The following is a 21,442-nucleotide window of genomic DNA, read 5'->3' on the forward strand; positions in this document are numbered from 1 at the left end:
AGGAGCTATACCCCTGATGAAGCAGAGCATACTATTTGATTTGGACGATACCCTCATCTACTGTAACAAATATTTCTATTCGGTTGTCGATCAATTCGTTGAGTCGATGATCGCTTGGTTCCAGGGTTACGGTCTTAGCGGGAGCGCCATTCGCGACAAACAGACAGAGATCGATCTCGCAGGCATCCATGCGGACGGTTTCAAGAGCGAGCACTTCCCTCAATCATTCGTAACGACATACAGGCATTTCTCCTCCATGTATGATCGTGCCCGCTCCGTTCTGGAAGAAGATTATTTGTGGAAGCTTGGCAGAAGCGTATATGAGCATCAAGTGGAGCCCTACCCGATGATGGAAGAAACGTTGGATAAGCTTGCTAGTCACGGTCACGAGCTTCATCTCTACACCGGCGGCGAGCTGCTCATACAAGAACGCAAGATTAAACAGATGAACCTCGAACAGTATTTCGGATCGCGTATTTATGTCCGTTCTCACAAGAATATTGAGGCGATGGAAACCATTCTGGCGTCAGGCGGGTTTGACCGTAATTCCACTTGGATGATCGGCAACTCCATCCGGACGGACGTTGTCCCTGCTTTAACGGCGGGCATCCATGCCATTCATATGAAGAGTGACGCCGAATGGATCTACAACATCACAGGGATCGATGTCATCCCCAAAGGCGCCTTCTTCACCTTGGATCAGCTTGGCGACGTGCCGAAGACCATCCACGATTACTTGAAAGAACGTTCTTAGCTATATCCACACCGAATAAGGCTTGATCCGCATTGTATAAGCGGATCAAGCCTTATTCGGATATTAAGCTCTATTCATTCATTTCGTTAAATTCAATCGTTCCCTTGACAGGATCAGTCAGCTTCCATTTGCCCGAGAGCGTATGACCGTCCTTCGTCTTATAGGACTGCTTACGCGTAACTCCGCTTGTGGCTAACGCTTTGGCCATCGCAGCGGTTATTGTTCGGCTGTTCTGCTCTTTCCAGATGACGAATGAGCAGCCTTCCTTGAACCGGATACAGCCGAAGCCCCTCTTGCCTTCAATCAGCGTACCTCCGCATCCAGGGCGAGGACAAGCTGCGATGACGGCTGGCGTGCCCGAATGATCTGCAGACTTAGGAGCCGCCGCTTTAGGGGAGCGGGCAGGACTGCTCTCGCGTTTCGCGCTAGGACGCTTCGTGGTGCCGGCACCCTTGCCGCCCTTCCTCTTCTGCTCCTCGGCATCTCCGAATAAACTGGCTTCCGCTGGGCGCTGCAGCTTCACTTTGCCGACGATCATCTCAGCAAACTGCTTGACCTTGAGCATGAATTGCTCATCGGATGCTTCGCCCTTGGAGATTTGATGCAGCCTCTGCTCCCATCGTCCGGTCATCTCGGGCGAAGCCAATAGATCGACCCCTGCCCCGCGGATCAGCTCGATGGCCGCGCACCCTTTCGTCGTCACTTCCAGCCGTTTGCCTGTCGGTTTAATATAACCGACCTGCTTCAATCGCTCGATGGTCGCTGCCCTGGTCGCGGGTGTACCCAGACCGGTCTGCTTCATCGCTTCTCGAAGATCATCATCTTCGATCGACTTGCCGGCCCCCTCCATCGCCTTAAGCAGCGTGCCTTCCGTATAAGGCTTAGGCGGTGTCGTGGCCTTCTCGATGGCCTGGGCGTTCTCACAGTGCACTGGCTGGGAAGCATCGACGGAGAAGGGACGATCGGTTAGCTCTAGCTCGTCCTCCTGCTCATCGGCTTGCTCTTCCCCCTTCTTCTTACGGCTCTTCGATTTCGCCGGTTCGGAATCATCTCCGCTTAACACGACACGCCAGCCCGGATCCAATTGCTCCTTCGCCCGTGTACGGAAGACCTCCTGCTCTACCTCCGTCATGACTTCGTGATTGTTATACACAGCTGGAGGATAATAATGCGACAGGAACCGGCGCACGATCATATCGTAGAGTGCCTGCTCATCCGAGCTTAAGGAGCCTGGACGCTTCGGCGTCGGCAGAATGGCGTGGTGATCCTCGACTTTAGCCGGATTGCACACGGCCTTATTCCCTTTGTGCACCCGGCTGCGGTCCGCTCCTGCTGCCAGCTCGCCGTATGAGGTTTGCTTCAGCATGTTTAAGACATTACCCATCACGGGAATCGTCTCTTCGGTGACGTAGTTCGAACTGGTACGCGGATAGGTAATCACTTTATGCTTCTCATACAGCGATTGCGCAATATCAAGCGTCTTCTTCGCCGGAAAACCGAACTTCCCGTTCGCTTCACGCTGCAGAAGCGTCAAATCGTACAGCCGATACGGATACTCCTTCGTTTCATTCGTCTCATAGCTGATGATTCGGCCGGGCTTGCCCTTCACCTTATTGGCTAAGACATCCGCTTTCTCCCGATCCGTGATGCGATCGCCCTGCCAAACTCCCTTATAGCTGAAGTCATGCTGTGCGAATTGGGCTTGTACGATAAAATAGGTTTCACTGTTAAATGCCGTAATCTCTTTATGGCGGTCATAGAGCAGCGCCAAAACCGGAGTCTGTACGCGGCCGACCGACAGCAGCGTCCGATGGCGGATCGTGAATGCACGCGAGGCATTCATCCCGACAAGCCAATCCGCTTCGCTGCGCGCACGAGCCGCCCTTGTCAGCGGGTCATAATCCCCATCGCTGCGCAGCGTATCGAACCCCCGCCGAATCGTCTCGGGAGTTAAATCCGAAATCCAGAGCCGATCGACGGGTTGTGCCAGCTTCAAATATTGGCGGATGAGATGAAAAATAAGCTGCCCTTCGCGCCCGGCATCGCATGCATTGACGAGGCGGTTACAGCGCTTGGCCAGCTCTCCGATGGTCTTCAGCTGATCCTTCGTCCGCGGATTCGGCCAAAGCTTGAACTGCTCTGGAATGATGGGCAGATCGGATTCATTCCAACGTTTGTACTTGGCGTCGTATTGATCGGGCTCAGCCAGACTGACCAGATGGCCAATCGCCCAGGTTATAATATGCCGCTCCCCTTCGAGGTAGCTGCGTTTGTTCTGCGCCTTCGGATCGATAACTGCCGCGATCGTGCGACCCATATCCGGTTTCTCTGCAATGATTAATGTTTTCAACGAATCGCCTCTTTACTGTTCTGCGCTTGTCCCAACTTGGCGCTTCATTGTGGTGAATAGACTGCTAACACCCTTCCACCAGTTCGGATCCTCGGCATACTCCCGGTTAATCCACGTGAACGGATTCATATCCGCGGGTCGCGCCTTACTCAAACGATTGACCGTACGAGCCGCAATGCTGGCCGACTCCTCTAATGTTGTGTTGTATTTGCGCCAGCTGTTATAAACGTTAAACGGGTTGTTGACGATTTTCTTTGCTTGTTTTTGGTCTTTAGGTATGAAGCCTTGCTCCTGCCCGGTAATGGCAAATAATAGAAGCGGATGAATATCATATTTCTTTGCCACCGAAATAATCGTTTCCATATAGGAATGTTCAACGAGCAAGGAGTTCTTCGCCTTCAGGTAGTCAGCGAGCTTATGGCGGTTGACATCCTGATAGCGCAGCTCGAGCGGAAGCCCATCCTCCGGCTTAGCAGGCAGCGGCGCGGCAGGCGGGTTCAAGACAGCTGACGACGGCGGCTTAGCTGGCGCAGTTGGACGGTAAATCGTCCATGCATACACAAGCATACCCAGAACGAGAAGCGAGGACAGCAGCGCATACCCGATCGGCCTCAGCCTGAGACTGCGCATGACCGGAAGCGGAACAATATCAGCGAGCTTGCCCATTGGCTCCTCTTCAGCTGCTAGTCCGACAGGAGCATCGCTTCGAATACGGCTGCGAAAAGCATTCCATATCTTTTCTGAATCCATACAGTCGCCCGCATCGGCGCTCGTTAGCGCTTCTTGAACGAGCTCATGAAACCGTCTTGCTGCGATGCTGCTCTGCAGCCGTTGTTCGGTCCATGAATGGAGCGGTTCAGACAGTCCAGAGTCCGTCAAATCCAAAGTCAGACATGCTGCGAAAATATGATCATTCCCTACGGCACGCTGCTGCATATGAACGACTTCTTGCAGCAGCTTACCGGTCAGCGCATGCTTGACCTCTGATGGAAATTCCGGGATCTGCTTGAGAACGATTCGTCTCATCGCATCGTCTATGATCTCGGCATGCCGCTCCTTCGGCAGATCGGCATATTTCTGCTGAACATAACGGCGGATGTTGTGAATATCGGTCGGCGTCAGTACAAGGGCGCTTTCACTCCGCATCGATAAGCCCTCCAACCCTGATCAAGGTATGCTTATTTTACCACATCTTTTATCCGGCCGGTAAGGACAGTTTGGCGATGGCGGCTTGAATCTTCGCACTCTCGATATAAGCCGCAATTTGCGCCTTCTCATCGGCTGTGAATTGAAATTCACAGTCGCAGCCTTCATCGAGCGGAACGATTTGTGCAATAATCCCACCCACCGTACAGATGACTAGCGCGGTCAAATCCGTTGTATCGGCAGGTGCCGGTGTATCTGGAGCCAGCGCCAGCTTCAAGTCAATATCCACCCACTGATCATTGCGCCGCTCCAGCCTAGGGTAGAACGCATTAAATTTCAATTCATAGACGCGATCCGATCCGTATTGAATCATGCCAGGATAACTCCCCTTTATTCCGTTATCTTTGTATGAGCCGTATGACTGACCCTCTTGAATGCTCATACAAAAAGCGCCCGAAGGCGCTTCTCGTTCTTTCTATAGTATAACGCAATTTGCCGGTTATGGCAGCATGGTTGATCCCACTAAATAACGGTCCACTTCACGCGCAGCTTCGCGGCCTTCGTTAATCGCCCATACAACCAGGCTTTGTCCGCGGCGCATATCGCCTGCAGCGAATACTTTATCGAGGCTGGTCGTGTATTTGCCATACGCAGCTTTCACGTTGGAACGACGATCCTGTTCCAATCCAAGCTGATCGATCAGCAATTTCTCCGGTCCTTCGAATCCGACGGCGATCATCACGATATCGGCCGGCCAGACTTTCTCGGTGCCTGGAATCTCTTTGTAGATTTTGCGACCCGTCTCGTCAACGGTCCGTTCGATTTGTACGGTGTGCAGCTCTTTCACGTTGCCGTTCTCATCGCCAACGAATTTCTTCGTCAGGACGGAGAATGCTCGAGGATCTTCACCGTAGATGGCACGCGCTTCTTCTTGGGCATAGTCAAGCGTGTACACATTCGGGAATTGCGGCCAAGGGTTGTTCACCATGTCACGCTCCAATGGAGCTTTTGCATGGGTTCCGAACTGCGTGATCGACTTGCAGCCGTGACGAAGTGCTGTAGCCACACAGTCAGTCCCGGTATCTCCGCCGCCGATTACGATCACGTTTTTGTCTTTAGCCGAGATGTAATTCCCATCCGTCATGTTCGAATCCAGGTAGCTCTTAATCGAGCCGTTCAAGTAATCCATTGCCAGATGAATCCCATTCAACTGACGGCCTTCAATCTCTACTTCACGCGCTTTTGTCGCGCCTCCGCAGAGTACGACCGCATCAAAGTCGCTCACAAGCTGCTCGGCCTTTATATCTTTACCGATCTCGGTATTCGTCACAAATTCAATGCCTTCCGCTTCGAGCAAATCAACACGGCGCTGAACGACTTTCTTGTCCAGCTTCATGGCAGGAATCCCATACGTCAACAACCCGCCGATTCGGTCAGCGCGTTCATACACCGTTACGTGATGTCCTGCTTTGTTCAGCTGTGCCGCGCAAGCGAGTCCTGCCGGTCCGGAGCCGACGACTGCTACACGCTTGCCCGTGCGAACCTGTGGTGGTTGAGGGACAACCCAGCCTTCGTCGAAGCCTTTGTCAATAATAGCTTGTTCGATGGTTTTAATCGTGACGGCGTCACCAATCAGCCCCACTGTACATGAGCCCTCGCAAGGCGCCGGACATACTCGTCCCGTAAACTCAGGAAAGTTATTTGTTTTGTGTAAACGGTCTAATGCATCGCGCCATAAGCCGCGGTAAATCAAATTGTTCCATTCCGGGATCAAATTGTTGACCGGGCAGCCAGATGTGCCTCCGGGAAGCTCGATGCCTGTATGACAATAGGGCGTGCCGCAATCCATGCAGCGTGCGCCTTGAGTACGCAGTTGATCCTCGCTGAAATGCTTATGAAATTCTTCCCAATCCTTAACCCGCTCCAGCGGATCGCGGTCAGCGGGCAATTCGCGTCTGTAGTCCATAAATCCAGTAGGTGTAGACATGATCGCTTATCCTCCATCCAGTTTCCCCGGTTAACCTCGTGCAATTACTCTATAAGATACGATAACGGGAATCCATTCAATTATCAAGATAATGACTGCTTCCAAGTATATCTCGTATACAATATCGTAGCAATTCAGCCCGATTCGATAAATGGATTTTCCGTATAATCATTTGCACTTAATGACCTACAGAGTTTTCAATTCCGGCTCGCATCCTTAGTGATTTGGCGCTGTTCGCCTGTACGTTCGAATGCAAAAATTGTAAGCATGCTTCTCATCGGCAACGTGAGGCTCGCTGCCTTCAATGGACCATTCCGATTCCGGCACAGCCGGGAAGAAAGCATCACCTGCGATCTCGGCCTCTACCTCGGTAAGCAGCAGCTTATCAGCATAAGGAAGGAATTGGCTGTAGATCTCCGCGCCCCCGATCACCATCAGCTCGTCTTCCTCATTGTTGTATCTCCGAAGCGCTTCATCCACCGAATGAACACTTTCACAGCCTTCAGATACAAAATTCTGATCATGGGTAAGGATTACATTAAGGCGATTAGGAAGCGGACGGCCAAGCGATTCGAAGGTTTTTCGTCCCATCAGTACGGTCTTTCCCGTAGTGGATCGGCGAAAATGGGCCATCTCCGACGGTAGACGCCACAGCAGCTTGTTATCTTGTCCAATAGCCCGATTGCTGGCCATCGCGGCGATTAACGTTATGGACATATACCGCATTCTCCTCTCTATATCGCGACATCTGCTTTGATCGTGGGATGATGCTGATAATTGACGATTTCAAAGTCCTCGTACACATAATCAAATATCGAATCCGGCTTTCGCTTGATGATAAGCTGCGGAAGCGGATAAGGCTCACGTGCCAATTGCAGCTTCACTTGCTCGATGTGGTTGCTGTAGATATGCACATCGCCGCCGGAATAAATAAACTCTCCCACTCCGAGGTCGCATTGCTGGGCAATCATATGAGTCAGAATGGCATACTGCGCTATATTAAACGGCAGACCAAGGAAAGTATCGGAGGAACGCATCGTCATCATGCAGGAAAGCTTGCCGTCTGCTACATAGAATTGAAATACAAAGTGGCACGGAGGCAGCTTCATATTGTTAATCTCCGCCACATTCCAAGCACTGACGATATGGCGGCGCGAATCGGGATTGCGCTTAATGGAAGCGACAACCTCGGCGATCTGATCGATCTTGCGGCCATCCGGCGCTTCCCATGCCCGCCATTGCGAGCCATAGACAGGCCCCAGATCACCGTTCTCATCTGCCCATTCATTCCAGATGCGCACGCCATTATCCTGCAAATAGCCTACATTGGTATCGCCTTTCAGGAACCATAGCAGCTCGTGAATGATCGATTTCACATGAACCCGCTTCGTTGTCACAAGCGGAAAGCCGTTATTTAAATCAAATCGGAGCTGACGACCGAAGACCGACAACGTACCCGTTCCTGTCCGGTCTTCTTTCTCCGCTCCATTGTCTAGTACGTCTTGTAACAGGTCCAAATACGCTTTCAACCACAATTGCCCCTCTCTAGAAAGCTTAAATCCGTACATACTATCATATCATTTATGCGTTGTTCTGTCTGTCCCGTTTTCGCTGTCTGCGCTGCTCATAACGGCTTGGGGCCGAGGCATGGAGCGACTTTTCCTCATCCGTTTCCGGCATAACTGGAGGGACTCTGGTCGGCTTTCCAGAGGGATCCAATCCCACGAAAGTGAAGAAGGCCGTTACCACTGTTGTCTTCTCCCCCGAGTATACGTTCTCCGACTGTACCTTCACATAGACCTCCATGGAGCTGTTGTGCGTCCATGTTACGAATGAGACGATCTCAATGGCATCACCAACACGAATCGGCCCGATAAAATCAATGCTGTCCGTAGAAGCCGTTACCACTGGAATTCTGGCATGCCTCATGCTGGAGATTGCCGCTGTCTTATCCATATACTCCATGACCTTGCCACCGAACATCGTTCCATGGATATTGGCATCCTCGGGGAAAATCAACTGTGTCATCACCGTCCGCGATTCACTTGCCGGTTTCGCAACTAGTCAAATCATTAGCCCCCTCTCCCTCTGTCACATTAATATACGAAAGCTGTCCAATTCAACTTCTGAATGTGAAAAGAGGCCCGAGCGCTTATGCAGCGTCGTGACCTCTGACTGAAAGTCTGTGTGCTAGCTTCTTACTTAATGGCGTGAATCGGGTGTCCAAGCGCCATCTCGGCCGCATCCAATACGATTTCACCCAGTGTTGGATGTGCGTGAATCGTTAATGCGAGATCTTCAAGCGTCGCTCCCATTTCGATTGCGAGACCAAGCTCGGCAATCATGTTGGAAGCCTCAATGCCGGCGATTTGCGCGCCAAGCACCAGACCGGAGTCCGCATCAGCAATAAGCTTAACGAAGCCTTCTTTGACGCCTAACGATAGGGCGCGACCGTTAATGTTGAACGGGAACTTGCCAACCTTAACGTTATGGCCTTGCTCCTTCGCTTCCTTCTCGGTGTAACCGACACTCGACAGCTCAGGATCGGAGAAAACAACGAGCGGAATGCACTTGTAATCGATTGTGCTCGGTTGTCCCGCAATAGCTTCTGCAGCTACGCGGCCTTCGTACATCGCTTTGTGAGCAAGTGCAGGTCCTGCGATGATGTCGCCGATCGCATAGATGTGCGGAACGCTCGTCTGGCATTGTTCGTTAACCTCGATCATGCCGCGATCGGTCATTTTTACATTGATCAGATCAAGACCCAGCTCGCCATCCGTATTCGGACGGCGCCCGACTGTTACAAGCAGGTAGTCAGCCGTCACTTGCTTGTCTTCGCCTTTGACGGTGTAAGTGACCGTTACGTCCTTGTCCGTTTGCTCCGCACTCTTTGCTTGCGCGCCGGTTACGATCTCAGCGCCCGCGCCTTTGAGCTTCTTCGCAACGAGTGAGGACATATCGGTGTCGAATCCTGGAAGGATAGCATCCGAACCCTCGATTACGGTTACCTTCGTACCGAAGCGTGCATACATTTGACCCAACTCTACGCCGATGTAACCGCCGCCGATCACGACCAGGCTCTTCGGAATTTCTGGAATGGACAGCGCTTCTGTCGAAGATACGATTCGGCCGCCGTAAGGGAATGCTTTCAGCTCGATTGGACGGGAGCCCGTCGCAATAATACAGTTCTTGAAGCGGTAACGCGGCGCTTCCTGTTCATTGAATACGCGAGCTTCGTTCTCGTTAATGAACATGACTTCGCCGTTGAAATATTGGATCTTGTTCGCCTTGAGCAGTGAAGCTACGCCGCCTGTCAGCTTCTTAACAACACCGTTCTTGAAGTCCTGCACTTTGTTCCAATCCACTTTCACATCGGAAGCCGTGATTCCGAAGGAATCCGCATGGCTAATCGACTCATATTGATGAGAAGCCGAGATTAACGCTTTGGAAGGAATGCAGCCTACATTCAAGCATACGCCGCCAACATATTGTTTATCCACGACAAGTACATTTTGACCGAGCTGGGCGGCACGAATGGCCGCCACATATCCCCCAGGTCCTGCACCAATGACTAGAGTATCAATGTCCAGTGAAGCATCTCCTACTACCATTGGGTTATACCTCCATGATGAACAGCTCTGGTTGAGCCAGCAGCTGTTTGATTTGATTCAAGAAATTCTGTGCCGTTGCGCCGTCAATGAGACGGTGGTCAAAACTGAGCGACAATGCCATTACAGGTGCTGCGACAATTTCTCCGTTGCGGACGATTGGCTTCTCCGTAATGCGTCCGGTGCCAAGAATCGCCACTTCCGGGAAATTAATGACCGGCGTGAAGAACATGCCGCCTGCAGATCCAATATTGGTAATCGAAATCGTACTGCCTCTCATCTCGTTCGCGGACAATTTGCCTTCGCGGCCGCGTGCTGCAAGATCGCGGATGCTGTCTGCCACCATATAGATGTTCTTGCGGTCCGCATCCTCAATGACCGGTACGATCAAGCCGTTATCCGTGTCGGTTGCGATTCCGATATTGTAGTATTTACGCAAGACGATCTCTTGATTAGCCTCGTCCAGCGTCGAATTCATAATCGGGAACTGGCGGCATGCGGCAACCAGCGCCTTCACGATGAATGGCAGGTAAGTCAGCTTAACGCCCTTCTTCTCGGCATGCGGCTTGTACTTGGCACGCAGCGCAACGAGCTCGGTAACGTCAACTTCATCCATAAGCGTAACATGCGGAGCCGTGTAAACCGACTTGGACATCGCATTGGCGATGGCTTTGCGGATTCCCTTGAACGGAACACGCTCTTCTGGGCGATAAGCTGAGCCTGAAGGCGCAGCTGCTGCCTTCGTCTGGCCAGCGCCTTCTGCAGGTGCAGCCGTATTCTGTTCTGCCGCCGCTTCCGGCTGCGAGTCAGCCGATACCGCAGAAGCGCCGCCGCCAGCCGCAAACCCATCAATGTCTTCACGCGTAATGCGTCCGTTCTTGCCTGTGCCCTTCACGGAAGCCAACTCTACGCCCTTCTCGCGTCCGTATTTGCGAACGCTTGGCGTTGCAAGTACGGGACCTTCAGCTTTCGCCTGGTCAGCCTTCGGAGATTGACTTGGTGTGCTCTCCGGCGCTTTCGCCTCTGGCGCACCGCCCTTGATCTCCGCTCCGCCTTGCGCCGCGGACTTCTCTTCGGCTGCAGTTTGATCAACTGCAGGAGTATCCTGTTCCGGCAAGTCGCCTTCAGCATCGATAATCGCCACAACATCGCCGACATGGCACACTTGTCCGTCTTTCGTGAACACTTCGAGCACCTTGCCGTTTACCGGACAAGGAACCTCAACAATGGCCTTATCGTTCTGAACTTCCATAATAATATCGTCATCCGTTACACTGTCACCCGGCTTGATAAGCATCTTGACGATTTCGCCTTCATGCAGCCCCTCGCCCAGCTCCGGAAACTTATATTCAAATTTAGCCACCTACGCTACCTCCTCATTCTTCGCAAGCAACGCCTACGTTCGCTCATGCACCGCATCGTAACAAGCAGATTAGAAATTAAAATTCCCTTACTTTATTTACTGCCGCGATTATACGGGCCGGTGTAGGAAGCCATTGATCCTCAATTTGTGCGAACGGATAGATCGTATCCGGACCCGCCACACGAAGTACAGGGGCTTCCAAATGAAGAATAGCCTTCTCATTGATTTGTGTAATGATCTCAGCAGCCGCACCTGAGGTCTTCTGTGCCTCTTGAACGACGATCGCACGATTCGTTTTTTGAATGGAAGCTACGATCGTATCGATATCGAGCGGCATCAGGGTGCGCAGATCGATTACTTCGGCATGAACGCCTTGTTTCTCCAGCTCTTCAGCAGCTTTAACCGCTGTATGAACCATCATGCCGTAAGCAATGATCGTCACGTCGGAGCCTTCGCGAACGACGTTTGCCTTGCCGATCGGAACTGTGTACTCGCCTTCAGGCACTTCTGCGCGGAACGCGCGATACAGATTAAGATGCTCCATGAAGAAGACCGGATCATTGTCGCGAATCGCCGAAATCATCAGGCCCTTGGCATCATAAGGGTTCGAAGGCACGATAACCTTCATGCCCGGTGTTTGAAGAGCTAGCCCTTCGAGTGAATCGGTATGCAGCTCGGCTGCTTTAACGCCTCCGCCGAACGGCGTGCGGAATACGATTGGTGAATTGTAACGGCCGCCGGAACGGTAACGCATCCGTGCCGCTTGAACAAACATTTGGTCCAGCGCTTCATAGATAAAGCCTACAAATTGTATCTCGGCAATGGGGCGGAAACCTTGAATCCCCATGCCTACTGCCATACCGGCTATCGCGGATTCAGCCAGCGGCGTATCAAACACGCGATCATCGCCGAATTCCTCCTGCAGACCTTCGGTGACGCGGAATACACCGCCGACTTTCCCCACGTCTTCGCCGAAGGCGACAACATTCGAATCGCGTTTCAATTCGACGCGCATCGCGTCGCGGATCGCTTCCAACATATTCATCTGTGCCATGTTCGTTGGTTCCTCCTGAAAGTTTTGTGAAGGCATGCTTCCCCGATCCATTAACGCAGCAGCCGCGGAAAGCACATGCCAAGTTTTTGTGAAGCCAAGCTTCTAATAATCCATCGAGCAAAAACTCACTTCAGAAGCATCAGCAATTAAATAATGTCAAGCTGCATGTTCTCTGCGAACAAAACAGCCAAGCGCATACAAGGTTCGGCAGGCGCCGGCTGCTGTGGATCATTTATTTGAAATCCTCTTTTTGCTCTTCCAGATATTGCGGCGTTGTTTCGTACATGGAGTCGATGAGACCCGCGATTGTCATTTTTTCGGTTGCTTCGGCTTTCTTGATATGCTCATTGACCGTTGCTTTTGCTTCTTCTTTTACGCGAGCCGTATCTTCCTCGGTCCACAAGCCCTTCTTCTCCATAAACTTGCCAAAACGGGAAAGAGGATCTTTAAGAGCCCATTCATTCTCTTCATCTTTCGTCCGGTACTTAGTCGCGTCGTCCGCCATGGAATGCGGGCGGAAACGGTAGGTAAGCATCTCGATGAGCGTTGCGCCTTCCCCGTTGCGTCCGCGTTCGGCTGCATCCGATACCGCTTTGTATACAGCTAGAACGTCCATGCCATCAACCTGAACACCTTTGATGCCGGCCGCAACCGCTTTGTGTGCGATCGAAAGTGCTGCCGTTTGCTTCTCGAATGGTGTCGTAATGGCATAACCGTTATTCTGAACAGCATATATAACAGGCAGTTTGTACACACCTGCAAAGTTCATACCTTCATAGAAATCGCCTTCGGAAGAACCGCCGTCACCTGTATAAGTGATTGCGACGCGCTTCTCTCCGCGTTTCTTAAACGCCATTGCAACGCCGGTAGCATGCAAAATTTGAGCGCCGATAATGATTTGCGGCATTAATACATTAACGCCTTCAGGAATTTGGCCGCCATGCTGATGGCCGCGGGAATATAGGAATGCTTGATAAAGCGGAAGTCCATGCCAAACGAGCTGAGGCATGTCACGGTAACCAGGACATACGAAATCTTCTTTATTTAGGGCATACTCACTACCAATCATCGAAGCTTCTTGTCCGGATACCGGCGCATAGAAGCCAAGACGGCCTTGACGTCCCAAATTGACTGCACGTTCGTCCCAAGCTCGTGTGAAAACCATGCGGTACATTAATTCTTTCAGTTGCTCATCCGACAAATTCGGCATCAAATCCGGGTTAACGACTTCACCTTCTGCCGACAGAACAGTAAGCGGTAGAACCGGTTCTGTCTGTACTTCGTAAGGAAGCTTGCTCATCTACGTTCACCTCAGTTAAATATTTGAAAGTGCGAGTGTCTCTGTTATAGAATGATTATAACCCTGTTTAACCTTAATGGTCAAAGCATAAAATAGTCAAAACCTTTGATTTTTCACAGTTTTCACGAATCTATCGTCTCAATTGTATATGTAACAGCACTATTTTTTCACTAGTACAGAATAGTACAATGACATGGATTCGACAATAACGGCAGTTGATTCCTTCCTTTTGTTTACCCTTATCCGGAGGAAAGCATTCAACACCGAGAGGAGAAATTTAGAATGACCGATCAACGCTATTTAAAACGTACGATTGTCAAAGATTCTGTAGTGAGCCAGATTCTTCCTGAAGGCGAGCGTGACCTGCGCATATTTCTGCCCCCTGGATATAATGAAGTGCTCAGTTACCCCGTCCTCTTCTGCCAGGACGGTGAAGATTTTTTCAATTTCGGGCGCGTTGCCACGATTGCCAATCAGCTGATTCTCGATGAGGGGATGGAACCCTTCATTATCGTCGGAGTCGATGTGGATAAGAAAAAGCGTACATCGGAATATGCCCCGGACGGCGAGAGGCATGATGGCTATGTTACGTTCTTCGCGGAAGAGCTTCTCCCTTACATCGAGTCCCGCTATCCGGTAAGACGCGAGGTGCAGCATCGTGTCTTGGCAGGCGATTCGCTCGGCGGAACGGTCTCGCTCCATATTGCGCTGCGCTATCCGAATCTGTTCAACAGGATTATCTCGCTCTCCGGCGCTTTCTACCCCGCTTCACAGGAGATTACCGCTCAAAGCGGCCGTGCAGATTATATGAGTCTGTTTATGATCGTCGGCCTGCAGGAGACCGCATTCGAAACGGACACTGGCACGTATAATTTCGTTGAGCTGAACAGAGCGATGAAACAGCTGCTTGAAGAGAAAGGTGCTTCCATCCAATACGGCGAACATGAAGGAAAGCATGTCTGGGGCTTCTGGCAGAAGCATATACCCGCTTCACTGAAAGCCTTTTTCCAGGCAGAGGTGTAATGAAACAAGCAAAAGACCGCTTCATCCTTAGGCTTTTATTCGCCTGTGGGATGCAGCGGTCTTCTTATTCAAGATTACTACAATAATTGCAAAACTTATCTGCCGGCCGGTTTAAGCTGCTTCAGCTGCTCCACCGTACGTTCCAGCAGCTTTGCACATCCTTCCGATACAAGCTCGTACACTTCCTCAAAGTTGCCCGTGTAGTAGGGATCCGGAACATCGGCTGTTTTTCTTTCAGGCAGTAAATCCATAAATTTGAACACCTTCACATGTCCGTCGCAGCGGCTGCCTAACATTTGACGAACATCCCGCTCGTTGTTCGTGTCCATGCACACGATATAATCATAATCGCTGTAATCATCCAGACGTACTTGTCTTGCTCTCATCCCTTCATATGAGATGCCGTGACGATCGAGCAAGCCCCTCGTTCCTTCATGCGGCACCTTGCCTAGATGCCAATCACCCGTTCCCGCGGAATCGACTTTAATGACGTCCTCAAGTCCCTGTGACTTCAATTGATGCCGAAACACCGCTTCCGCCATCGGAGAACGGCATATGTTGCCGAGACATACGAATAATACCGAAATCATGAGTGGTCTCCTTTCTCTTCGTTGCTTTCCACTGCTGCGGCAGACTGCTGTTCTCCTGCATGGATCGATTGGGCAAGCGCATATTTCAATGAGCGTCTTGGCAATCTCCATTTGTAATGAACGGACAGCATTCTGAACGCAATCACGATACCAAATAGTATCAACAGCTCCACTGGTGTTTTAAACCATCCAAGTCCGATTACTGCCCCCGCCGCCATAGCCCATACTGCATAAATTTCATCCCGCAGCACAAGCGGCTTTCTCCCGGCCAATACGTCGCGGATCATGCCCCCGCCAATGCCAGTCAGCATCGCTGCAACGATAACAGCGCTAAGCGGATGCTTCCCCGTTGCATACAGCGCGCCTTGGATCGCAAAGGCCGATAACCCAATTGCATCGAAGAAGGCCTCACTTCGCCGCCAGTACTTGATCCATCTGACGGGAAGAATAAAGGCTATGGTCATCGCTACGACTGCGGTCTTAAGCAGCAGACCTTGCGTCCATAGGGTTGTTACGGGTACACCGATCAGCAGGTTACGTATGACTCCTCCACCAAAAGCAGTTACAAGGCCAAGCACATACACGCCAAGAATGTCGTATTCTTCCTCCATCGCAACAATAGCGCCGCTCACTGCAAAAGCGATCGTGCCAATAATGCTGAAGACCGTAAACACGTCCATGTCCAAGTGCCAGTTCACTGATGTGCCTCCGCCTGCTCATTCCGTTCCCTGCAGCCATTCGCAGCAGGTAACCGAACGGGTCCATAGTTTTAACCTCTCTCATTTTAGACATGAGCAGCGGAAATGCGCAAGAGTGCATTTTATTGAAACGGTGAAAACCTATTCCACTAGCCTTCGTTCCCGCAGTTGTCGGCCTAGCTGCTCCTTATGCGAATACGTGCAAGGACAGACTGGTCAATCCCAGTCGTCCCGAGTATACTGACCTAAGTAAGCTATGCAGAAAGGAATGATTGCTTCATGAATACAAGCCGCATTCTTATCTTTACCGGCGGCCAATTGGGCGGATGGGCGCTGGACATCATCACGAATGAGGATTTTCTGATCGGTGCGGATAGCGGCGCCCTGTTCCTCACGCAGAACGGGCTGCGTCCCAACGTCTCGTTAGGCGACTTTGATTCGGTATCGCCGGAGCAGTTGAAAGCGATCCGCGAAGCTAGTCATACGACGCAGGATTTCGATCCGATCGACAAGAATTACACGGATACGGAACTCGCTTTCCAGGTCGCCCTTGCCATGCAACCAAAGGAAATTGTAATGCTGGGTGCACTCGGAACGCGCTTCGATCACTCCTTGGCTAACGTGCATCTGCTCCGCACTGCGTATGAACATGGGGTCCCCATGGTTATTATGGACGAGCATAATACGATTCGCATGACCGCAAACGAACTCGTGCTTCAACGAAGCATGTTCCCATATGTTTCACTGCTCCCGCTGACGAGTGTTGTTCGCGGGATTACTTTGGAAGGCTTTCAATACCCTCTTCATGAAGCCACCTTGGAAATCGGTCAATCACTGGGAATCAGCAATGCAATCGTTGCGGCACAGGGCGTTGTCCGGATCCGCGAAGGGCTGCTTCTGGTCATTGAGAGCCGCGATTAACGATATTTCCATTGGAGCCCAGATCACAATTTACCCCGGGCGCTATCAGCGCTCCGGGTCGCCCTCTGCAGGCGTAACAATTTCAATCCCCGGAACATATTTACGGCCCATCTGTTTTCTCGCCTTCCGATTTTGTTTGCTTTCGAATACGATGTCGAGGTCATAATCCTGCCCAGGGTACAGCTTCTCCGATCCAATGTACAGCGCCAGCCGTTTCCGGTTAAACTTTAATTTCTGCTTCTGTACCTGTACAATGACCTCTCCCCGTTCGTCGGCTGGCTTATACACAATTCCGCTGCGCTTCAACGGATAAATCCAGACGCAATCCCCGACTTGAAACGACCGCTGCACCGCAGCCCCCGCCTCATCCTCAGATTCGTTGACTGCTTCTTTCTTCTTAACTTCACTTGGCTTAGCTTGCGCGCGCTTCGCCCCGCCCCCCTTCCATGCGGGGATTGCAGGTGACTCGGGCTGAAGCCGCTGGTTCGTTCCGAACGCTGCCGCTCTTGCCTCGGCACGTTGGACGACTCGTTCCGGCAGACCGAATCTTCTCGCAATGGCAAACGCATAGCTGTCCCCGGCTTCACCGATCTCGAGCTGATACAGAGGCTTCAATGTTTCCGCATCGAAGGCCATCCGGGCATTGGTACACCCCTCCGTCTCGGCCGCAAAACGTTTAATTTCATTAAAATGCGTCGTTGCCGCCACCAGCGATCCCCGCTGTAGAAGCTCCTCCAATACGGCAATGGACAACGCAATACCTTCACCTGGATCTGTGCCGGCCGCCAGTTCGTCGAGCAGCAGCAGCGACCGGTCGTTCGCTGCGTCCAGCATTTCTTTCAAGCTGGCCATATGAGCAGAGAATGTACTGAGCGATTGCTCGATACTTTGCCCGTCACCAACATCAGCCAGTACATGATGAAAGATTCCCAGTTCTGTACCCTTGCCGGCAGGCACGAGCAGTCCGGATTGAACCATCAGCGCAAACAAACCGATGGTCTTCAATGTCACGGTTTTCCCGCCTGTATTAGGACCCGTAATGATCAGCTGCCGCCATGAACCGCCAATCGACACATTAAGCGGCATGCACTCGCTCCCTAGAAGCGGATGCTTCGCATTCACCAGCTTGATCGTGGGAATCTGGGTTATCGTCACCGCAATGCCATCCCAGGTTCGCGAGAGCTTCGCACGGGCGAAGATAAAGTCGAATGAAGCCATCGCCTCTACATTCCATCGGAGCCCATCGGCATATTGTTCCGCATACTCGGAAAGTTCGGACAAGATGACAGTCCGTTCACGCTCCTCCTCGGCCTTCCACATCTGCCATTCGGCTTGCAGCCCGGCAATATCAACCGGCTCAACGAATAAAGTCTGACCGCTGGACGATTCATCCCACACCGTCCCCGGCACCTGTTTACGCAGCTCGCGTTTGACTGGGATGACATAATGCCCATTGCGTTTGCTGACTAACTGCTCTTGCAGGGCTGATTTATACTTGCCCAGCGTCTGATTCAGCTTGCGCTCAATCCGATCTTCCGCTGCCGCCAGATGTCTGCGGATATCAGCAAGTGCCGGGCTGGCTTGATCGGTTAGCTGGCCATGCCGGATACAGCGGTCCAGCTCTTTGCGAAGCTCCGGACAATCGTGCATGGAATCGGCATAGCTGCTAATCGTTGGCGCGATCTGCCGTTTGGCATCCATATAGCGTTTCATCTGGGCAACGGCCGCTAACCAGGCGCTCAGATGGCCCAAATCCTGCTCGGAATATATCTTTCCTTTTCCCAACAAAGCGAAGAAGGTTTCCATGCCTTCCATGGCGGACAAAGGCACGCTTGCCCCGGTAGCGAGCAGCTGTGCCGCTTCTTCTGTTTCCTTCATTAATGCGCGTACAGTCGCCTCATTAGTTGTTGGCTTATGGCGTTCTGCCAGCGTTCGTCCTTCGGGCGAAACCGTAAATTCAAGCAGCTTCCCTTTAATTTTGTCGTATTCCAATCGTTTCAAGCTGGCTTCGTTCATCGTTGTTAGCCTCCTTAAGGGCATAAAATAAAAAAACAGGAACGGAAAGCGCATGCGCATTCCATTCCTGTTGTGTAGTACGGCAACGCAACAAACCGATATATACATCGAATACGGCGGCGATCCCTGAAGGCGCGGCTGAGCAGTATTCGCGTATAATCGTTTTGAAGCATAAAAAAAGCGTGCTCGAAGAGCACGCGGATTTGCCGTCTGCAGGCGGAAACCGTCATGTTCTTAACCCAGAGTCGAACCCGACGAATAGCATAAAATAAACCTATCCCAGATGCGGGACAAGCATGGCTGCATTCGTCACAATCGAATATCTAATTACGAGTTAAGAACACCGACAAACATTAAAATTTCCCCTTACAATTCAGATACTTACATAATATGTGTTTCCATCGCGGACGTCAAGCGACTTGCTCCATATCTTTCTCATTATATCGCGAGTCAAATCATGACCTTCATGCCGGATACCGCAAAACACGCGTTGGAGGGCAACGGATAATCACGTCTCAAATCGATATCATGCGACATATGCGTGAATACCGTCTGACCCGGCTCCAATTGCTCCAGCAGCAGCAGTGCCTCCTTCACGTCATAGACCGAACGTGTTCCGATGGGGAACGGCTCCTCGTAGAAGCTCGTCCCAAGAATTAATAAATTAAGGCCATACAACGGCTTTAATTGTTCGTCGGTGAGCGATATCGCGTCCGAGCAATACACCCATGACCTGCCGGTTAAAGCGTTCGAGAAATGAAACGCATAGGCATAGCCGTTCTTCCCATGATTCACTTTCCAGCAATCAATCTGCCACCTGCCCATCGTGATGGGACCCTCGATCGGCGTAAATTGAATATTCCGGCTCAGCCAAGGAAATCGCGACTGAATGTCCGCAATTACATCCGGCTTGGCGATCGCCTCTCCTTTCACCCCGAGCCATCGGCACATATCCGCCCATTCCGCCAATCCGCCGATATGATCGAAGTGTGCATGGGTCAGAAGGATCCGGTCGATTCTCCGAAGTCCTGCTGCTTCCATTTGGCTGCGCCAATCAGGCCCGCAATCGATCAGCATCGTACCAAGATCCGGCCCGCTCAGATGAACCAGCGATCGCATCCGGCGGTTTAATCCACTGTCGCGGGCTTCCTCACATACATCGCACTCACAGTATACGCGGGGTACGCCCATCGAATCGCCTGTACCCCAGAATGTAATCGTTGTGGTCATAATCGTTTCATCTAACGGCATCAGAACGGCTCTAGTGCAATCGTTTCTTGTTGACTCACGTTGTCGATCATATACTGCCATGCGTCCGGTTTATTGGGAAGCGCGGAATAGTATTCGGTCAGGAAGGCCGTAACCAGTGACGACGGCAATCCAGGCAGCTTCTCATCATAAGAAAGGAAACATAAATCGAGCCCCGACACAGCTTCTCCGTTCTCTTCCCATGATGGATGTATGTAAGGGAAATCAAGACGTCTATAGCCAATATGGGATAGAACCTCGCGGCGCACATACGGGTTCATAGGCGTTACGCCCCCGAAATGGTAATCAGCCGTGATGGGATTATAGATTTCTGCGAACATGCCGATCGGCTCCGTACCGCTTGCCGCGGCTAGTCTTGCAATATCGCGCTCACGATTGCGCATGAGGAAACGTCCGATTCCCATTGCAGGACGGCCAATTATCGTGAAATCGGTCATCGCGACAAGCATACTCGGGTAATATCGGTATTCAGTCGCACCAACGACTTCGCCTTCATGGACGGCAGCATATACATGGATACCTTCATCCTGTAGCGGCGCCTCCCATTTCTCATAAGCAAGCACTTCTTCTGGCGGAAAGACGGTCTGCATCAGCTGATGCAGCTTCGCAAATAATGGATCGTTAATTGATTGAATACGCGTGTATTCCATGAACGATAGTTCCTCCCTAGACCTAATTGATCGGCTTAAATGGTTTGCTGCCCGATAAATGGATTTCTCCACTCCATTAAAGCAGCATAATCGCACGAATCCTCATCTTCAAGATAGTGCTCGGCTACGCCGACCGGCATGCGCCCACAGCGAAGCAAGAAGGAGAGAACCGGATCCTTCAGCTCACCCGAAATGATGCGCTCAAGATACTCCTGAGCCGTTAGCTGGTCTGCATAGCGCTTGTAACCAGGCATACGTCCGCCGCCAAGCAAACGGGTCAAATGCAGATGAACGACAACCTCATACATCGTAAGCATGAGCCATTTGCCGATACCGTATTGACGATACGCGGGAATGACACAGAGATCAACGACATAGAGGGTGTCCCCTTCGGGATTATGATTGCGGATATAGCCGCTGTCCGTTATCTGCTCCCAGCTATGCGTACTGCTTACGGCTTCATGGCCGACAAGCAAAGCGGTCATCGAACCAATAAGTTGTCCGTCCACCTCTGCACATAGCGCTCCCTCAGGAAACCGCTGCGCATGCTCGCGGAGCTGCGCCTCGTTCCACCAGAGCTCAGGTGGAAACGGCGGCGGGAAGCTCTCCTTCTGAATCGCGATCATACCTTCTATGTCTGCCTTTGTATAGTTCCGTAACGTAACAAGTAACGGCTTGCCTGCCGCATAAACGAACATCTGCTTGTACATCGC

20 protein-coding genes are annotated in these 21,442 nt (G+C 51.6%); 3 read left to right on the top strand and 17 right to left on the bottom strand.

What is annotated here, in order from left to right; translation table 11 throughout:
• Positions 1 to 16: 16 nt before the first annotated feature.
• Complete coding sequence (locus tag NNL21_RS15525) at positions 17 to 754, top strand: HAD family hydrolase (protein ID WP_204818179.1); 738 nt, start codon at positions 17 to 19, stop codon at positions 752 to 754.
• Positions 755 to 824: 70 nt separating this feature from the next.
• Here NNL21_RS15525 and NNL21_RS15530 read toward each other — a convergent pair whose 3' ends face one another.
• The 11 genes from NNL21_RS15530 to pdhA form a co-directional block, all read right to left on the bottom strand.
• Positions 825 to 3,104 carry a DNA topoisomerase 3 gene (locus NNL21_RS15530; RefSeq protein WP_204818180.1) on the bottom strand — a complete coding sequence of 760 codons (2,280 nt, stop codon included), beginning with the start codon at positions 3,102 to 3,104 and terminating at the stop codon, positions 825 to 827.
• Positions 3,105 to 3,116: 12 nt separating this feature from the next.
• On the bottom strand, positions 3,117 to 4,250 hold the full coding sequence (locus NNL21_RS15535) for a glucosaminidase domain-containing protein (protein ID WP_204818181.1): 1,134 nt from the start codon (positions 4,248 to 4,250) through the stop codon (positions 3,117 to 3,119).
• A 49-nt stretch (positions 4,251 to 4,299) separates the two neighbouring features.
• Positions 4,300 to 4,623, bottom strand: coding sequence for a hypothetical protein (locus NNL21_RS15540; RefSeq protein WP_204818182.1), 324 nt, complete (start codon positions 4,621 to 4,623; stop codon positions 4,300 to 4,302).
• Between the two features lie 126 nt (positions 4,624 to 4,749).
• A complete protein-coding gene (locus NNL21_RS15545) occupies positions 4,750 to 6,237 on the bottom strand; it encodes a glutamate synthase subunit beta (RefSeq protein ID WP_204818183.1) in 1,488 nt (495 codons plus the stop codon).
• Between the two features lie 216 nt (positions 6,238 to 6,453).
• Positions 6,454 to 6,954 (bottom strand): dihydrofolate reductase, encoded by a 501-nt coding sequence (locus NNL21_RS15550; protein WP_204818184.1) that lies wholly within the window; start codon positions 6,952 to 6,954, stop codon positions 6,454 to 6,456.
• A gap of 17 nt (positions 6,955 to 6,971) precedes the next feature.
• Positions 6,972 to 7,766, bottom strand: coding sequence for a thymidylate synthase (gene thyA / locus NNL21_RS15555; protein ID WP_305880821.1), 795 nt, complete (start codon positions 7,764 to 7,766; stop codon positions 6,972 to 6,974).
• Between the two features lie 52 nt (positions 7,767 to 7,818).
• Positions 7,819 to 8,265 carry an acyl-CoA thioesterase gene (locus tag NNL21_RS15560; RefSeq protein ID WP_204818528.1) on the bottom strand — a complete coding sequence of 149 codons (447 nt, stop codon included), beginning with the start codon at positions 8,263 to 8,265 and terminating at the stop codon, positions 7,819 to 7,821.
• A gap of 170 nt (positions 8,266 to 8,435) precedes the next feature.
• Complete coding sequence (lpdA, locus tag NNL21_RS15565; RefSeq protein WP_204818186.1) at positions 8,436 to 9,848, bottom strand: dihydrolipoyl dehydrogenase; 1,413 nt, start codon at positions 9,846 to 9,848, stop codon at positions 8,436 to 8,438.
• 4 nt (positions 9,849 to 9,852) lie between these two features.
• Positions 9,853 to 11,208, bottom strand: a complete 1,356-nt coding sequence (locus tag NNL21_RS15570) for a dihydrolipoamide acetyltransferase family protein (RefSeq protein WP_204818187.1) — start codon at positions 11,206 to 11,208, stop codon at positions 9,853 to 9,855.
• 76 nt (positions 11,209 to 11,284) lie between these two features.
• A complete protein-coding gene (locus NNL21_RS15575) occupies positions 11,285 to 12,262 on the bottom strand; it encodes an alpha-ketoacid dehydrogenase subunit beta (RefSeq protein ID WP_204818188.1) in 978 nt (325 codons plus the stop codon).
• Between the two features lie 232 nt (positions 12,263 to 12,494).
• The gene (gene pdhA / locus NNL21_RS15580) at positions 12,495 to 13,562 is read right to left on the bottom strand and encodes a pyruvate dehydrogenase (acetyl-transferring) E1 component subunit alpha (protein WP_204818189.1); all 1,068 of its coding nucleotides are present in this window, start codon (positions 13,560 to 13,562) and stop codon (positions 12,495 to 12,497) included.
• Positions 13,563 to 13,844: 282 nt separating this feature from the next.
• Here pdhA and NNL21_RS15585 point away from each other — a divergent pair, with 282 nt between their 5' ends.
• The gene (locus NNL21_RS15585; RefSeq protein WP_204818190.1) at positions 13,845 to 14,585 is read left to right on the top strand and encodes an alpha/beta hydrolase; all 741 of its coding nucleotides are present in this window, start codon (positions 13,845 to 13,847) and stop codon (positions 14,583 to 14,585) included.
• A gap of 95 nt (positions 14,586 to 14,680) precedes the next feature.
• Here the strand turns inward: NNL21_RS15585 and NNL21_RS15590 are convergent, their stop codons facing one another.
• Both NNL21_RS15590 and NNL21_RS15595 read right to left on the bottom strand, forming a co-directional pair.
• A complete protein-coding gene (locus NNL21_RS15590) occupies positions 14,681 to 15,175 on the bottom strand; it encodes a low molecular weight protein-tyrosine-phosphatase (RefSeq protein WP_204818191.1) in 495 nt (164 codons plus the stop codon).
• Entirely contained in the window at positions 15,172 to 15,855 is a 684-nt protein-coding gene (locus NNL21_RS15595; RefSeq protein ID WP_204818529.1) for a trimeric intracellular cation channel family protein, read from the bottom strand. Before NNL21_RS15595 ends, NNL21_RS15590 begins: the two co-directional genes overlap by 4 nt.
• A gap of 297 nt (positions 15,856 to 16,152) precedes the next feature.
• Between NNL21_RS15595 and NNL21_RS15600 the strand changes: the two genes are divergently transcribed.
• Positions 16,153 to 16,794, top strand: coding sequence for a thiamine diphosphokinase (locus tag NNL21_RS15600; RefSeq protein WP_204818192.1), 642 nt, complete (start codon positions 16,153 to 16,155; stop codon positions 16,792 to 16,794).
• 45 nt (positions 16,795 to 16,839) lie between these two features.
• On the opposite strand, the gene NNL21_RS15605 is transcribed toward NNL21_RS15600, so the two are convergent.
• From NNL21_RS15605 to NNL21_RS15620, 4 genes are all read right to left on the bottom strand, one after another.
• Positions 16,840 to 18,810 carry an endonuclease MutS2 gene (locus NNL21_RS15605; protein ID WP_204818193.1) on the bottom strand — a complete coding sequence of 657 codons (1,971 nt, stop codon included), beginning with the start codon at positions 18,808 to 18,810 and terminating at the stop codon, positions 16,840 to 16,842.
• Between the two features lie 450 nt (positions 18,811 to 19,260).
• Positions 19,261 to 20,061 carry an MBL fold metallo-hydrolase gene (locus NNL21_RS15610; protein ID WP_256555271.1) on the bottom strand — a complete coding sequence of 267 codons (801 nt, stop codon included), beginning with the start codon at positions 20,059 to 20,061 and terminating at the stop codon, positions 19,261 to 19,263.
• Positions 20,061 to 20,729 carry a GNAT family N-acetyltransferase gene (locus NNL21_RS15615; protein ID WP_204818194.1) on the bottom strand — a complete coding sequence of 223 codons (669 nt, stop codon included), beginning with the start codon at positions 20,727 to 20,729 and terminating at the stop codon, positions 20,061 to 20,063. Before NNL21_RS15615 ends, NNL21_RS15610 begins: the two co-directional genes overlap by 1 nt.
• 35 nt (positions 20,730 to 20,764) lie before the next feature.
• Positions 20,765 to 21,439, bottom strand: coding sequence for a GNAT family N-acetyltransferase (locus NNL21_RS15620; RefSeq protein ID WP_204818195.1), 675 nt, complete (start codon positions 21,437 to 21,439; stop codon positions 20,765 to 20,767).
• Between the last annotated feature and the right edge of the window lie 3 nt (positions 21,440 to 21,442).

Source organism: Paenibacillus mendelii (genome assembly GCF_024498075.1).
Lineage (GTDB): Bacteria > Bacillota > Bacilli > Paenibacillales > Paenibacillaceae > Paenibacillus_Z > Paenibacillus_Z mendelii.

Excerpts from the sequence above, each read along its gene's own strand:
- NNL21_RS15525 (WP_204818179.1), top strand. The coding sequence starts at position 17 with ATGAAGCAGAGCATACTATTTGATTTGGACGATACCCTCATCTACTGT.
- NNL21_RS15535 (WP_204818181.1), bottom strand. The coding sequence starts at position 4,250 with ATGCGGAGTGAAAGCGCCCTTGTACTGACGCCGACCGATATTCACAAC.
- NNL21_RS15540 (WP_204818182.1), bottom strand. The coding sequence starts at position 4,623 with ATGATTCAATACGGATCGGATCGCGTCTATGAATTGAAATTTAATGCG.
- NNL21_RS15545 (WP_204818183.1), bottom strand. The coding sequence starts at position 6,237 with ATGTCTACACCTACTGGATTTATGGACTACAGACGCGAATTGCCCGCT.
- NNL21_RS15550 (WP_204818184.1), bottom strand. The coding sequence starts at position 6,954 with ATGTCCATAACGTTAATCGCCGCGATGGCCAGCAATCGGGCTATTGGA.
- NNL21_RS15560 (WP_204818528.1), bottom strand. The coding sequence starts at position 8,265 with ATGACACAGTTGATTTTCCCCGAGGATGCCAATATCCATGGAACGATG.
- lpdA (WP_204818186.1), bottom strand. The coding sequence starts at position 9,848 with ATGGTAGTAGGAGATGCTTCACTGGACATTGATACTCTAGTCATTGGT.
- NNL21_RS15575 (WP_204818188.1), bottom strand. The coding sequence starts at position 12,262 with ATGGCACAGATGAATATGTTGGAAGCGATCCGCGACGCGATGCGCGTC.
- pdhA (WP_204818189.1), bottom strand. The coding sequence starts at position 13,562 with ATGAGCAAGCTTCCTTACGAAGTACAGACAGAACCGGTTCTACCGCTT.
- NNL21_RS15585 (WP_204818190.1), top strand. The coding sequence starts at position 13,845 with ATGACCGATCAACGCTATTTAAAACGTACGATTGTCAAAGATTCTGTA.
- NNL21_RS15590 (WP_204818191.1), bottom strand. The coding sequence starts at position 15,175 with ATGATTTCGGTATTATTCGTATGTCTCGGCAACATATGCCGTTCTCCG.
- NNL21_RS15595 (WP_204818529.1), bottom strand. The coding sequence starts at position 15,855 with ATGGACGTGTTTACGGTCTTCAGCATTATTGGCACGATCGCTTTTGCA.
- NNL21_RS15600 (WP_204818192.1), top strand. The coding sequence starts at position 16,153 with ATGAATACAAGCCGCATTCTTATCTTTACCGGCGGCCAATTGGGCGGA.
- NNL21_RS15605 (WP_204818193.1), bottom strand. The coding sequence starts at position 18,810 with ATGAACGAAGCCAGCTTGAAACGATTGGAATACGACAAAATTAAAGGG.
- NNL21_RS15610 (WP_256555271.1), bottom strand. The coding sequence starts at position 20,061 with ATGCCGTTAGATGAAACGATTATGACCACAACGATTACATTCTGGGGT.
- NNL21_RS15615 (WP_204818194.1), bottom strand. The coding sequence starts at position 20,729 with ATGGAATACACGCGTATTCAATCAATTAACGATCCATTATTTGCGAAG.
- NNL21_RS15620 (WP_204818195.1), bottom strand. The coding sequence starts at position 21,439 with ATGTACAAGCAGATGTTCGTTTATGCGGCAGGCAAGCCGTTACTTGTT.